The sequence below is a fragment of the Limosilactobacillus sp. genome (assembly GCF_022482365.1).
GTDB lineage: Bacteria > Bacillota > Bacilli > Lactobacillales > Lactobacillaceae > Limosilactobacillus.
Map to the genome: position 1 here is coordinate 1,116,978 of NZ_JAKVPE010000001.1, position 15,193 is coordinate 1,132,170.

Genomic DNA, 15,193 nt, shown 5'->3' on the forward strand with positions numbered 1-15,193 from the left:
AGTGCCAAATTTATACTACATTAATATATCTATAATGATACTCGGCTTTCATTACCGGCTCCAGCTATTTGCAATTAGTTAAGCAATTTTTATTTAATGATCTTTCACCGCAACAGGTCGTTCAGGCTCCACCGAATTAATTCCCGGTGAATCTTCACTGCCTCTGCGGTTCGGTGCCCAGCCAGTGCCCTGACCAGGCGCCGGTTCAACTGGATGATCTTTTCCCGGCCCTTCTTAGTACTGTTCCAACCGCCGAGGACGACGTAGACCGAATGAAAGCTGCTGATCAGAAGCGGGTAAACCTGGTTGTCGGCGTCGATCGCCAGCTGGTGAAAAAAGCGGTAGAGGAATTCGCCGGACTGCTGATCGGACAGGGCAAAGTCGTCCACGATGTTGCGCAGCTGGGCCGCCTGGGCCTTCGTGATGCTCGTGCTGACCAGGCGCACGATCTCGCCCTCGACCAGCTGTCGGGCCTGGTACATCGACCGCAGCAGGGCCGGATCGTAGTGGCCGCGCGTATAGTGCAGAAGCTCGTTTAGCGTCTGCAGGTCGCCCTCCTTGAAGTAGTCGTTCACCGTGCTCCCGCTCTGCGGATTTACCCGGATTAGCTTAAGCTGGGCGAGCTGATTCAGGCCGCGATTGATCACGGAGCGGCTGACCTCCATCTGTTCCGCCAGGGTGCGCTCGCTCGGCAGCGAGTCGCCGGGCTTCAGTTGGCCGGAAAAGATCCAGTCCTCGACCTGCTGAACGAAGAGCTCCTGCTTGGTCTGCGAGCGAATCGGTTTGATCTCCACATGATTACCCTCTTTCTGATTGGTTGAACCAGTATCCAATTTCAATTTTACCACTCTTTTTATGAATGCGGTGCCAATCTGCATTTTGTTTTAGCTTTTCAATTGATAAACTGTGATTGTTTGATATAGAAAGGGTGATTTCGATGAAAATCAAAAATGTAGTTGTCGCGGGCGGCGGTGTACTGGGGAGCCAAATCGCTTACCAATCCGCCCTCCACGATTTCCAGGTAACGCTCTATGACGTCAGTGACGAGTCCATCGCCCGGTCCAAGAAGCGGGTTGAGGGTCTCTTCCCCGACTACCACCATGACATCAACCTGGCGGAGGACGACTTCCGGGCCCACCTGAAGAACCTGACCTACTCCACCGATTTAAAGGGTGCCATGGCCACTGCCGACCTGGTCATCGAGGCGATTCCGGAAAAACTCGCCATCAAGCAGTCCTTCTACGACCAGCTGTCCAAGGTGGCGCCGGAAAAGACGATCTTCGCCAGCAATTCGTCGACACTGACCCCCAGCATGATGGTTGATCACGTCGATCGCCCCGCCAAGTTTGCCAACCTGCACTTTGCCAACCGGATTTGGCTCTTCAACACGGCGGAAATCATGGGAACTCCGCAGACCGCACCGGAGACGATCGCGACTTTGACCGAGTTTGCCCGGGCGATCGGGATGGTACCGATCGTCCTGAAGAAGGAGCAGCCGGGCTACCTGCTCAACTCCCTGCTGGTGCCGTTTGAAATTGCGGCCCTGAAGCTTTGGGCTACCGGCGTGGCGGACCCGGCTACGATCGACAAGGATTGGATCATTTCGACCGGCGCAACGATGGGCCCGATGGCGACGATGGACATCATCGGGCTGCGGACCCCCTACTACGTCGGCCTCGAATATCTGAAGACGCACGACGATCCGGTCTCCAAGCTCACCATGCAGAAGATGAAGGAGAAAATCGACGCCGGCCAATCCGGCAAGGACGATGGCGAGGGCTTCTACTACTACCCGAACCCTGAATACCTCGATCCCGACTTCTTAAAGTAAAACTGTAGAACGCAAAAGCCTCCCCAGAACCATTGTTGCGGTTCTGGGGAGGCTTCTTTTATGCCAATTATTCGATTTTAATCTTCGTCGCGCTTCTTGCGCTTGCCAAGGCCCAGCAGGCCAAACATACCGAGCAGGGCACCCATCCCCGCTACGGCAACGGAGGAATCGTTGCCGGTTTGCGGCAGCTTGTTTTGGGTGGCCTTCTGTTGAGTTTGTGGCTGAGCTGCTGGCTGGGTTGGCGTCAACTTCTGCGACTGACTGGTCGTACTAGTTGACGGCGTCCGCCCTGGCTCGGTCGGCTGGCCAGGTTCAGTTGGCTGACCGGTGATCTCCGAATCGCTTGATTGCGAAGACGTGTTCGGCTCAGTTGGTTGACTCGTCGGCTGACTTGGTTCGCCACTTGGCTGCGTTGGCTGGTTTGTCGGCTGACTCGGCTCGACGCTTGGCTGCGTTGGTTGACTCGTCGGCTGACTTGGTTCGCCACTTGGCTGCGTTGGCTGGCTTGTCGGCTGACTCGGTTCACCGCTCGGCTGCGTTGGTTGACTCGTCGGCTGACTTGGTTCGCCACTTGGTTGGGTCGGCTGGCTCGTCGGTTGACTTGGTTCACTACTTGGCTGCGTTGGTTGATCCGTCGGCTGACTTGGTTCAACGCTCGGCTGCGTTGGCTGCGTCGGCTGTGTCGAGCTTTCCAGCTTGTACTTCAGAATCGTGGTCTGATTGCCACTAGCGAAGGTACCGCTCCCGTTAACAGTGTCCGCCGGTACCAGCTGGTACTTGTGACCATCCTTGGTAGTAATCTCACTTAGGTAGTGAGTGCCCAGCGTAGTGACATCGTAGGAGTCCCAACTGTAGTAGTTGAAACCAGCCCAATAGTTAGACTGAAGCTGCTCGCCATCCTCCGTCTGGTACTCAATGACCCAGTAATAGGTCTTCGGTTGTGGCGTGTAGTGGGTGTAAATCAGGTAAACATCCTGGTTAGCCTTCCAGTCCGCGCTGTTCGGATCGGCAACCAATGCCTTTGGCGCATGGTCCTTGCTTGCAGCCGTGACATTCCAGATGCCCGGCTTCAGACCATGGGTAATCTGGTTCTTCGTAACTTGATCGAAGTACGGCTTCTCGCTCTCCACAGTCGAGCCATCACCAGCCTGGGCCGTCCAGGTCGTGGTGCCAGGCTTGTCAGTAGCAACCTGAGCATCCTGACCGTTGACGACGTCCTTGACCGTTGTTGGCGTGGTCGTCTCACCCGTGACAGCATCTACGTAAACCGTACCCGTGAAGTTAACCGTCTGGGTAGTCGGATTCAGTAAGATCGTGGCTTGTGCTGGATTAGTCTTGTCATTTTCAACATAGTGAACGATCCGGGTAGCCGTCTTGGTCAGATCATTTGGATTTACTACCGGTTTGCCATCCTTGGTTGGGATTTTGTCGACCGGCGTCGTTGGCGTAATTTCTAGAACCCGGTGCTTCAAGAAGATGTACTGGTCCGGAGTATTCTTGGTAAGAATCTGCTTCCCAAGGTTAGCGGATTGAGCAACTTCCACATACTTGTCACTGAAGTTCCAGTATTGGTCAGCTGCGACAGTTGGCGTCTCACCGACGTAACCATGAATGTTCTTGATCTCATGGGCAGTCAGATCAGTTCCGTCGTCCTTCGTCCAGCCACTGGTCTTATCACTGTTGGTAACGTCGATATAGTGGATGTTATAAGCGCCCTGTTCCTGAGTGTAGATCAGGTAGACGTCTTGGCTATCCTTCCAGTCGGCACTTGCCGGATCGGCAACCAATACCTTTGGCGCATTGTCCTTGCTTGCATCCGTGACATCCCAGACACCTGGCTTCAGGCCATTGACAATCTGGTTCTGCGTAACTTGATCGAAGTACGGTTGATCGTTATCCACGGTCGAGCCATCACCAGCCTGGGCCGTCCAGGTCGTGGTGCCAGGCTTGCCAGTTGCAACTTGAACCTCATTGCCGCTGTCGTGATCCGTAGTGGATTCGGCCGTGGTGATTTGGCCGGTGACCAGGTCGACGTAGGTCTTGCCGGTGAAGTTAACTTCTTGGATGGTCGTTGCTAAGAGATCGTCGCCAGTCTGGCTGTTGGCCTTGTAGTGAACCGTCCGTTTTGCCATCTGCTCCAGGGTAGCTGGATTGACAACTGGCTTACCGTCCTTCTTTGGAACCTGTTCGGTTGGCGTCGTCGGCGTAACTTCTACAACCCGGTGCTTCAGGTAGACATACTGGTCGGACATTCCAGCCGTGATGGTCTGGTGGGCCAGGTTGGCATCCGCCTGAACAACCACGTAGCCCTTGGCGGCATAATCCTTCCATAGCTTGTCCGTCTTGTCAGGCGTCGTGCCAACGCTGTCCTTGATGCCGGTGACATCATGACCACTAATTGCAACCCCGTCAGTTGGAGCAAAGGTAGTCTTATCCAGCCCCGTGACATCACGGTAGTGAACGGCGTACTGCCCCTGCAGCTCGTAGATCAGGTAGACCGGCGTCAATGCGGTCTTGCCATCCTTCCACTGAACCTGTGAAGGCTGCAGCTGGAAGTCGGTGTTATATTCCTCAGAGGACTTCTTCCATTCGCCCTGAGCGACGTCATGCTGGCTAGCCCATGCTGCACCGACCGTGATTTCATCAGGTGCTTCAGTGCCAGTTGCTTTGTTGAAGACGTACTGGCCACCATTTTCTGTTACGTCGGTTGGTGTAGTACCGGCCTTAATTGTCCAAGTTTCGACAGCCGTTCCATCAGCAACTACGTAAATTGGATTGCCAGAAGCATCCTTGGCCTCCGTGGCGTTAACCCGGTTGCCCTGGGCATCCACGTAGTAAGTGCCGGTCAGCGTCACTTGTTGGGTTGCATCAGGCTGCAATTGTTTGCCACTAGTGCTGTTGGCAACATAATGAATCAGCCGAGTGGCCGTCTTTTCCTCGGTCTTCTGAGTAGCAACTGGGAGGTAGTAGAAGTTCACCTGCTGTGGCGTTACGGCATATTGACCACTAACGGTCTGTTCCTTGGTCCCTGAGGCCTTAGTGCCAGTGGCAGGCATGCTTCCCAATTCGGCATGATCAAAGACATAGCCATCAATTTGTGGTGCAACAGTTTGCCAGTTACCAGTATATGCTGTCAATTCAACTGCTGGGTGATTCGTAATGGCATCCGTTGTATCAATAATTTCGCCATTTTGATTCTTAGCTTGAAGATAGTTGACAACAATCTGTTGGTTCCTGACGTAGTGATAATCAAATTCATTAATCTGGTTACCCCAAATACCATCGAGGATATTAACACCACCAACAAACTGAGCGCCCTTGCTCTGTTCAAACTGCTGGAATTGCTTATTCATATCGGTGTAGTCAACCGGTTCGTCAACGTTGCCCTTGGCGTTAGTCGGAACAAAGACAGGTGACTCTCCTCCTCTATTGCGGTTCCCTTCACGTGAGAACTGCGCAATCCGTTCTTGGCCCGGTATTACTTTGTAGTAGTACGTAACCACAACAGGATTGGTATCGTTTTGTTTTTGATATTGTTGGATTGTTCCGGTTGTGTTTGTCGAAGCATGATCAAACTGGTAACCAGGGAAGGTCAGTGCCGCCGTGGTGTACTTTTGGCCCGGCAAAGCTTCCTTGTTATCAAAAGTAGCCTCGTAAATCGACTGGTTATTGTCCTCATCGACGTACTTTACGAGAATTGGTGATAGTGGGGCATACTCAAAGGTAATGGTTTGGTCGGTACTATCACCCTTGATTACCTGGCTGGCAATTTGATCATAATTCAGCATCTTATATCCATTAATCGGGTATGCAGGAAGGCTACTGATTGTTGTCCGTCCACTAGCATCTGTATCTCCGGCCCGCAGATAATCACCCAGTGCTTCCCCAACATAGGAAGCATCAAGGTCAAATTCCGTCTGTGCTGGTGCTAAGCCATCTGGATGCTCAGCAGTATGAGCAGTTGGGCCAAGTGGGGTCAAGCTTTCCCCCGTTAAGGCATTGACATATTTGAAGGTGTAGTGAATATGACCAACATAGATGTCCACCGTCTTGTTTCGCTTGGCTGGATCATTGGGGTTGAAATCTTCTGCCGGTAATTTAGACATTGGTGTGCTTGAAATGTAGTCATGATCCTTCATGTAAGAGTCCGCCGGCAAAGTGTACTCTGGCCAGGTATCGCCATCAACCACTTCATACTGATCGTTCAAACCTGTAAATTGTTTGGTGACGGCATCAAAAGAGATCCCTCGTTCTGCTGTCAGCGTTTGTTTTTTAGTTTCAGTATGGCCATCCAAGTAGTGCAAAACAATTGTCCGGGTACAATCTACGGCCACGTCTGTTGGGGTGACATTTTGTGTGTATTTAATTTGGGTACCCGGAACTAGATCATTCGTAGTTGCTTGGGTAACATAGCTGTCATCCGTGCTGTGTTTTTGTGCCTTTTCTTTTGCGGTGACAAAAGTAACCACCCTGTGTTCAAAGAATAGGTCGATTTCAATGTAATCGTCGCTTGACAAGGTCAATGGCCCTGCAGTTTCCGCTGCGCTGAACTGTTTACTAAGTCCACGAAATTCGAACTGAGGAACCGCGCCATTAACTTTCCAGCCCTTGTCTGTGTAATCCCTGACGACACTAGTAATCTGTTGGTTGATCTGATCATCAATATCGTCAGGCAAGGTCCAGTCACTTCTGGTAATCTCGCCAGTTGCTGGATTATAAGTCAATGAACGAGTAGCTTTAACCGTGAAGTTTTTCTTCGTTGGAGTGTAGTCACCGAGCTTACCAGTATAAATTGTGTAAGGAACTTCAACATCTCGTTCCAATTCATCCTGGGTAACGTCTCGTGGATACTTAACGTTAGTCCCGGGAATGGTATCGCTCGTCGTCCCTGGAGTCGTAATCGTGATGCGGGCGTTCGAGGAGTAAGTAACCTTTTGATCCGGTAAAGTCGTCGTACTTGGCAGATTATTCCAAGCTTGGGCATTCACCAGGTTATCACTGGCATCTTGATAATTTTGAGCTTTCAAATACTTCGGGATATCTATAATGCTAAGAGATTTACTTGCAGAGTAGCCAGAAATGTTAGGCGACATGTTCTCTGCGCTTCCACTAGCGATCGGTGAATACGTCCAGGTCCAGGTCGTCGTTCCTTCATCCACATTATTTTGGTAATGTGGCGTCACAGTCACGGAAACAGTCCAAGGATCTTTCATTTGATTGCCTTGAGCATCAACATATTTTACCGTCTGCTTGAAAGTCTTAGAAGCGAGATCACCAGATTCGACAGCAAAGACATGGATTGTCGTGTCGGCGTCAGAGGCGGGTGCCTGGTAAAGGCTGACGAAGACTGAAGCTTGGTTGGCCGTATTCTCCAGCGTTACAGGCATTGCCGGAATGGCAGACAGCTTTTCATCACCGTGTCCTTGGACATAGGCTGATTCCGTGAGGCCAAGCGTTGACAGATCAACACTCTTGTACATTAAGGTACCCGCAGCCAGGCTTTCGGTATGACCGTCCGCATCCGTCCGGCTCCAGTTGCCCTTGTAGGTCACCTTGCCAGTGACTTCATCGTAATCGGCGTCTTGATAAGCCGTGGTTGGGTTAGGGAAGTCCTTGGTCGTACCGTCAGCATATTGAACGACAATCTTTTTCGTAAATTCCTTTTTAAGCTGACTCTGATCAACGGCAGCTGGAATTGTCTGCGTAGTTGAGCCAGTTACAGCCTGCTGACCATTGATAGACTGCGTGGCATGCTTCAGGGTCACGGTGTAGGTCTGGCCCTTCATCCCGTCACTTAAGACGACAACATTGGCATCACTTACCAGCTGGCCGTTTTTAACCAGGTTCAGCGGGTCATTGGCCACCGTGTAGTGCTGGTTGAGCAGAGACTGGTACTCGTCCTTAACGTTCTGGGTCAGATTGTCGCCCGTGTTGCCACTAAAGTCCTTAGTTGCGACTTGCTTGTTATTGCTGTCGGCATCAACAAAGTTAACGGTAAAGGAAGCTGAATCAGCCTTCTTATAGGTCAACGTCAGGTCCAGGCCTTTGAAATCGTCTTTGGTAGCGTAGGCCGCATCTGCCTCGCTGTAATCAAAAGCATTCTTAAAGGCAGCAAGAGATTCTGAAGTCAAGGTGTAGCCCGGAATCTTGGTTAGGTCATCGATTAAGTTATCCGCGGAAGCATCAAGACTGTAAGTACCGTTGCTGTAATAATCGTTAGTCCATTGAATTGGTTGGCCGTCCTGGTCCACCAGATGAATATTCAACGGATAGGCCTGATCGAAGTAGAGAGTTGCAACCTTGTCTGCTTCCCCATCGGTTGGCAATAATTGATTATTCCCATTATCAGTTGTTTGATCCCAGGTAGCTTGTGAATCGCTCGTTAGGTTCCAACCGCTAAGCTGGCTCATATCATCGAAATAATTTTGACCGGCAGCAGCTGTGTACACTCCCGTCTGTGCATTATAGGTTCCATAGTCGAAAGTCCCATCTGGAACCGTAATCGGCTTGCCAGTTGCTTCATTGAGCAGTGTAAACTGGGTCTTGGATTCGGTGTAGTGTAAGGTGATGTCAACATCTGTAGCTTTATCCTGTGACGGCAAGTAACTGCTGCCATTTTTGTCACTGGTAAATGTCTGATCAAGGAGCGCTTGGCTGGCCGATGTCAAGCGGTAGCCAGTGATACCCTTGAATGTTCCGACAAAGTCTCCCGGGACAAAGTAAGAATAAGCATAGGTACCGTTATGATACCAATTAGCCAGCGAGTTATTCGCCGGCAAAACCAATGCTTGACCGGTCGTATCATCAATCAGCTTGACACTAACGGAGTAATTATTCGTATAATAAATTTTTTGCGGATTTGCATCAATGGTCGAACCAGCCGCATTCCATGCATTGGGAATTGGGTTTCCATTGTCATCTACTAGTTTGTCAACTTTTGCCACGGCCGGGACATCCAGCGAGGCAATCACAGAGTTTTCAATATGCCAACTTCCTCCGAAAGAAACTAAGAAGCGATAGCCCTTAACTTTCGGAGCCTGAGCCTCTGCCAAGCCATTGGGCTGACTGTAATACCAGGTCCAGGTCTTCTTGCCCGTGGCATCCGTCGTGTACTTGGGGGTAACGGTAATGACGAAGGTCGTATCCGGAATTAGGGTACCATTATCGTCCTTCATTTGCTGTTGGCTGCTTAGATCAAGATATTTAATAGTCCGGCTAAAGGTCTTAGTAGCCAGCTGGCCGGAGGTTTCCGCCAGGGACTGGTCGAGGCCGGTTGATTTTGTCTGCTTGGCTGTGGCAGTCGATTGGCTATTAGCAGTACTGCTCTGGGCAGCGGCTGAGCTAGCTTGACTACTCTTGTTAGCGCTGCTTGAGGCTTTCTTTTCAGCCTGGCTAGTTGCGGAAGCGCTGTCGGCAGTTGCCGTTGATTGTACATCTGCAGCAGCGCTACTTTGAGCGGCAGTACTTTGGACGGCACTCTGGGCAGCTGGCTGCGCGCTAGCAGTTCCGCTTTGACTATTTGCAGCGGTGCTCTTGTTCTGCAGAGTTACAGTTTGGTCAGAGTTAGCGACCCTGTTTGTCTCTTGCTCTTGCTCTGACGAAGTTCCTTCAGAAGAGTCTTGACTAGCAGCTTGGGCAGTTGTACCCCCCCAATTAGAAAAGTGGTTCCTAACAGAACCGACGCAACACCAACGGACAATTTCCGCAGTCCGAAGCGTTGACGTTGATCGCGATGCTGCTTTTGATAAAGCGAAGTATTATTTTTCGATAACATCTATATTCCCCCAATAAAGTGACCAGTGGTTTCCCAAAAAAGCAATCGGAAATCAAGTTCCTATAAATAAACTTACGAGTCGAGTATATCACTTTTTATAAACGCTTTCGGCCTTTCCAACCTTTTTCTGTCAATCAAATGATAAAGGCATCGTTTCAATCATGAAGGGACTACGGTTTCCTAACTTTGAAAAATACGAATTGGGTTTGGCGCTTTTACGACCCGATAAATCTGCAAATTTACGCAAGCTTGCACAAATCTGTGGATTTATCGGGTAATTATTTTGCTAAAACACAAAAAGGCCCGGGATGAAAAACATCCCAGACCTTTTGTCGGTAACATCAAAATATTAGTCGCGCTTCTTGCGCTTGCCAAGGCCCAGCAGACCGAACATGCCAAGCAGAGCACCCATCCCCGCTACGGCAGCGGAGGAATCGTTGCCGGTTTGCGGCAGCTTGTTTTGGGTGGTCTTCTGTTGAGCTTGTGGCTGAGCTGCCGGTTCTTGTCCCGGTACGCTCGGCTGGTTAACAGTCGTTGGCTGCGTCGGTTGGCTCGGCTCTGTTGGCTGACTTGGACTCGTCGGCTGACTTGGTTCTGTCGGCTGGCTCGGACTTGTCGGTTGACTTGGATTCGTCGGTTGACTCGGTTCCGTCGGCTGGCTCGGACTCGTCGGTTGACTCGGCTCCGTTGGCTGGCTTGGACTCGTCGGTTGACTCGGCTCCGTCGGCTGACTCGGGCTTGTCGGTTGACTTGGCCCCGTCGGCTGTTCCGGCTGGTTAAGCTTATAGACGTAGGTCACGTCGACGTTTGACCTGTTGATCGTGCCAGACTCAGCCGCACCAGTCGTCTTGTCGTAGTCGTAGGTCTGACCGTTGAAGGTGATGGTGCTTTTCTTTGCTGGCGCTGCGTCGTAATGGTCGCCATCTTTGTAATCAGCACCCAGAACTGCTGGATCCTTGATCACGGCGTTATTCTCATCAACATAGTGCACCGTGACCGTGTACTTCTGTTCTACTGGCGCAGTCCGGTGCGTGAAGTGCGCGATGAAGTTCTGATCAGTTGTGTAGTCCGCATCAAAATTTCCGTACTGAACATCACGCAATTGTGCCCCATCAAGTTTTTCTGCGCTCTGCGGGTCAGTTCCCACGGTCACTCCAACAAAATCGTAGCCAGAGAAGTCATAGCCGGCCGGAATGGTGAACGAAATCTTTCCATTACTATTGCCTTTGGCGGACAGTGCCGGCAGGGTGTCAATGAACTTTTCGTCGGTATCATCGTAGAAACGCAGTGAGGCAACCTGATCTCCGTAAGATGCGTAGGTCAGCGTGATAATCTGCGGTTGCGGATCGAGATTCAGTTGGTTGCTGTTATCATACTTCGTCTCATCGTAGACCCAGGTTGAGGAACCCGATGTCACAAGCTGACGATGATTCTCACTCGTATCAATTGAAGATCCGTCAAGTCCGTCAATCTCAATCTCAAACGGTGATTGGTCGGCCCCGTAACCACTACTAGTCAGTTCGAAGGTAGCTTCGTTTCCACCAGTCTCGTTGTAACCCGTGGTTAAGAAATTCAAAATCCTCAATAGTTGCCGATCCACATTGTCTCCTGCCGCATTTTCCAGGTTATAGTGTGAAGTCTTATTGACTTTCAGCGTAACGGTGTGTGTCGTTCCCTGTGCATCGGTCACTTTATATGTAACTTCACTGATATAGTAGCCTTCCCGTGTATACAAACTTGGTCCATTATCCCAAGACGTACTCTCACTAAATTTATTGCTAGCTTCGCCTTGTTCCAATTTGATAAGAGGATCTGCCGAATTGCCTTGTACTTTAAAGTAGCCCGTCCCCGATTGATCGGCTTCCGTAGTCGTCTTTGGCAGTGCGTATTGTTTTGTAGTCTCATTATCCGCGTATGGATCGTTATCGCTCAAAATGTAGAGCGTCTGCTTTGGGGCAACAGCAGTATAGATCACAATGAAGTTCTGGGTGTAGAAGCCAGCAATATTATCAGCTGTCGCCACCGCATCCCAGTCATCTTCATCATCATACTTTGGATGAGCTTTCAGGGCATCACTTAAGCTATCGTAGACTTCACCACTCTGCACTGTTTGTTTCAAAAACGGAACATCTAATTTTTTAAGCAGTGTGGCTTGATCATCCTTGCCTTCACTATTGACAAGGTTAACTAATGATTCACCAAAATAGTAAACCTGATAAGTGTAACCTTCCTTCTTCAGAATATTATTGGCCTTTGTATCATTGGCCTTTGTATCATCGGTCTTTTTGAACTCGATATACTCTTTTACTGTCCCGTCAGCGTTGCCTCCATCTGAAGATTCTACAATTTCGTTATCTGTTGCAGCGCTTCCTTCCGAGTTCGGCACCATCGTAATCAAGTTGGCATGGCTGATGCTCTGAATCGTGACTTTCGCCGAATCCTTATCGCCTGGATTAACCGGATATGGATTCAGCACATTACTTGCCCAGGCAATCGACGAAGACCAGGCCGTCTTGCCCGCATCGGTCTTAAAGGTTGGATCGTTTCCGGACAGGATGATGCCGTAAATATCATTACCCGGCATCTCGTCAATCGTCGTCAGGACCATTCTGACCTTTGACCAATCCGTCACCTGATCGGCGGTGACAAAGCCATAATGGTTGATTGGGTCAGAATCTTTTGCAATCGTGCTCAGGTCCGGAAGACTTTCTGCCAACAGGTAGTAATTCTGGACACCAGCAGTAACGTTCTGTTGGGTCAGCATGTTCTTAACCGTCACCGGACCAGTGAGCGCCATGTCGTACTCCGACTTGCCATCCCACGTCCCCGGAACAACGGAAGCGATTTTCAGGGCTAAGAGCGTATCTTTTTGTGCGTTAACTATGGTATTTTCAAAACTCAGCTCATCGGTTCCCCAACTGGTCGAAAGGCTTGCCTTCTTAAAGTCGCCGCCCTGATTCCCCTTACTAAAGGAAGTCGTGCGCGTCGCGAAGGTGGTCATAATTGTCCACAGGCCACCATCAGTCGTCTTGCTCCCATGGCTTTCCGAGGCTTTCTGCAAATTAGTCTCAGTCATCTCGCCCAGGTAAACCTTAAAGTCACTTTTTTCATTTTTCTCGGTGACCAGGCTGGAATTATTGAGCCAGATGTTGATGCCGCCTTGCTTAAAGGTCCCAGTAATTGTTAGAACCGTCCGGCCGTCCGCATTGATTGATTTTTCAACCTGTCCATCGGCTGGCAGATATTGAACATAGCTAAGGTTCGTGTTGCTTGGCAAAACAACGTTAAAAGTCAGCTTCTCGGCTGTCGATTTCTTAACGTGGATGTCAATGTAACCGGCATTTGCATAGCCTGGATTTGTGTTCCGTTCATCGACAGTAACGTCAATATTATTTTCAACAGGATCAGGCGCCTTTTTGACGACTTCCTGCTCAATGGACTTTTCGACGCTTTCACCCATGCCGGCCGCGCTGACCGTCAGGGTCGTCTTCAGTTTGTCGCCAACCTTGACCTTGGTCGTATCCAGTGTCCCCTTTAGGTAGAGGTTGCCCACTGTCTTGTACGCCCCCATGTCGTCCACCACAATGTCGACACTGGTAATCGTTTTTCCACCGCTGACTTGTTCAGTCATCGCACCGATGCTGGTAGTGGCCCCCGTGACCGTGCTGCCGTCACTCAGGTGCAGAGTGTAATTAAACGGTTGCCGATTGCCAGAAGTACCGACTTCGGTGATCTTCATCCCGTCCGGAATCGTGATGGTTGCCTGAACATTCTTCAACGCATACGGAGCCGCACCAAAGGAAATATTCTGGTTCAGGTTATGACTCTGCGCTTTGTCAATGTACGTTACCGGCTTGCTTCCATCGTACTCATCCGGATCAATATCCAGAGTCAGGGCAGATGGCTGCGGTTCATTGGTGCTTCCCGACTCCTTGCCTATGATATAAACGTACGGCGCATGTTCTGCCGAATAACTCTTCGTCGTCCCCTGGTCATTGGTGTATTCCGTCAGAGTCGGATATTTTCCCGCTGCTAAAAGAGTCTCATGGCCTGGGACATCCATCCTAAATTGCCCCACCAGAGAGAAGTCAGTATTAAAGTGAATTCGAGCGTTAGCCAGCATTTCATTAGTCGACTTAGGAATCGTGATCTTAACCGTGCCATCTTCCTCCTGATTGATGGTGGCGTGGCAAGTGTCAAAAAGATTCTTTTGGTACTTACTATTCTTAGTCAGCTCCTCGTTCAGCTGGAAATGCTCTGGCATAGTGATAGTGATCGTAGTTCCGTGGTTGAATTCCAGTGGGAACTCGGCGTTCATCTTCCACTGATAGTCAGTATTAGCATTCAGCCGCGCATTTGTAACGCTCGTGCCGTCCATGGTATAGATGGAAGTTACATAATCATAACCAAATGTATTGTTGTTCCACTTCAGCTTGATTGTTGGCGCGTCCAAGTTGAGTTTATAGTCCACTTCATCAATCTGTTTATCGTTCTTGTACAGATAGATCTTCCCGGTGAACTGCCCCGTCGAATGCAGGATCTTTTTGTTAAGGTTCTCATCATTAAGGGTAATCGTAAACGGCTGGTTGAAGCTCACCTTTTTGGTAACTTTATCGGTAAGGACCCACTGTTTTTTTACAGCATCATGGGTCAGCGTGGCCGTACCGTACCCGCTTTGATCGTTGTCGTCACCTTGGAAGTCACCGTAAGCAATGTTATAGCCCGAACTAGTATTGTATTCGCTGGTAACATCGAATCCCTCACCAGTCTCCGGAATGACGATCTTAAAGACATCGCCCTCCTTAGTATCACTTGTCTTAAAGCGCAGTTTGATTGTTTTGTTCCCGAAGTTAATCGTATCGGTACCGTCAAACGCCAGCAAGTGTTCTTCATCCTGCTGCGGCGTGGCCGAACCTTCCGTGGACGGTGCTGCGGCCGGCGTATCCGCGGCTGCATCGCTATCCGCTAGAGTGGCAGTCGACGAACTAGCTGATGAATCGGCAGCACTGCTCGTCGCACTGCCGGTGCTGTTAGCCTGTTCTAAAGAAGCCGCCTGGCTGTTGCCCGACGGTTGACTACTGTCATTCTGTGATTGCAGCGCCACTTCATTAGAATTTAATGAGTCAGAACCGGTGGTCACCGTTGCTTGCTCATTATTTGCGGTCGTATCCGCCTGCGCTGTAGTTGTCGTAGTTCCTAAGTACAAGGTTGTACCTAACAGGACTGAAACAGTCCCGATTGACAATTTTCGCAGGCTAAACCGCTGTTTTTGGTTAGCACTGTCTAAAAATTGATTTCTCTTCATTTTCCTTCCTCCTCCACCCGATAAATAGTTATTGTTATGCCACTTTTATTATATCATAGGCCATTTTCTCCCCGCCACCACTTTCTGAAAGCGTTTCACGAAATGCGTAATTTTTCACTAAATTTCTCTTTTTCGTTATTGGACGATAATCGTTATTTTTCTCTTCAACTGATTCATTATTCGATCACACTTAAGGCAAAATTCACAAATTTTAAATTAGATTTTTTTAATAAAGCCTCTTGCATTTTCTAATCAGGCCTGCTATATTTAATGACAATCAATT

General features: G+C 49.8%; 5 protein-coding genes. 1 reads left to right on the forward strand and 4 read right to left on the reverse strand.

The window, feature by feature from the left end; translation table 11 throughout:
* Positions 1 to 104: 104 nt before the first annotated feature.
* A complete protein-coding gene (locus LKE23_RS05325) occupies positions 105 to 794 on the reverse strand; it encodes a FadR/GntR family transcriptional regulator (RefSeq protein WP_291976292.1) in 690 nt (229 codons plus the stop codon).
* Between the two features lie 143 nt (positions 795 to 937).
* Here LKE23_RS05325 and LKE23_RS05330 point away from each other — a divergent pair, with 143 nt between their 5' ends.
* On the forward strand, positions 938 to 1,831 hold the full coding sequence (locus LKE23_RS05330; RefSeq protein ID WP_291976293.1) for a 3-hydroxyacyl-CoA dehydrogenase: 894 nt from the start codon (positions 938 to 940) through the stop codon (positions 1,829 to 1,831).
* A 77-nt stretch (positions 1,832 to 1,908) separates the two neighbouring features.
* On the opposite strand, the gene LKE23_RS05335 is transcribed toward LKE23_RS05330, so the two are convergent.
* The 3 genes from LKE23_RS05335 to LKE23_RS05345 form a co-directional block, all read right to left on the reverse strand.
* Positions 1,909 to 9,006 (reverse strand): mucin-binding protein, encoded by a 7,098-nt coding sequence (locus tag LKE23_RS05335; protein ID WP_291976295.1) that lies wholly within the window; start codon positions 9,004 to 9,006, stop codon positions 1,909 to 1,911.
* Between the two features lie 371 nt (positions 9,007 to 9,377).
* The gene (locus LKE23_RS05340) at positions 9,378 to 9,605 is read right to left on the reverse strand and encodes a YSIRK-type signal peptide-containing protein (protein WP_291976296.1); all 228 of its coding nucleotides are present in this window, start codon (positions 9,603 to 9,605) and stop codon (positions 9,378 to 9,380) included.
* A 349-nt stretch (positions 9,606 to 9,954) separates the two neighbouring features.
* The gene (locus tag LKE23_RS05345; protein WP_291976297.1) at positions 9,955 to 14,910 is read right to left on the reverse strand and encodes a YSIRK-type signal peptide-containing protein; all 4,956 of its coding nucleotides are present in this window, start codon (positions 14,908 to 14,910) and stop codon (positions 9,955 to 9,957) included.
* Between the last annotated feature and the right edge of the window lie 283 nt (positions 14,911 to 15,193).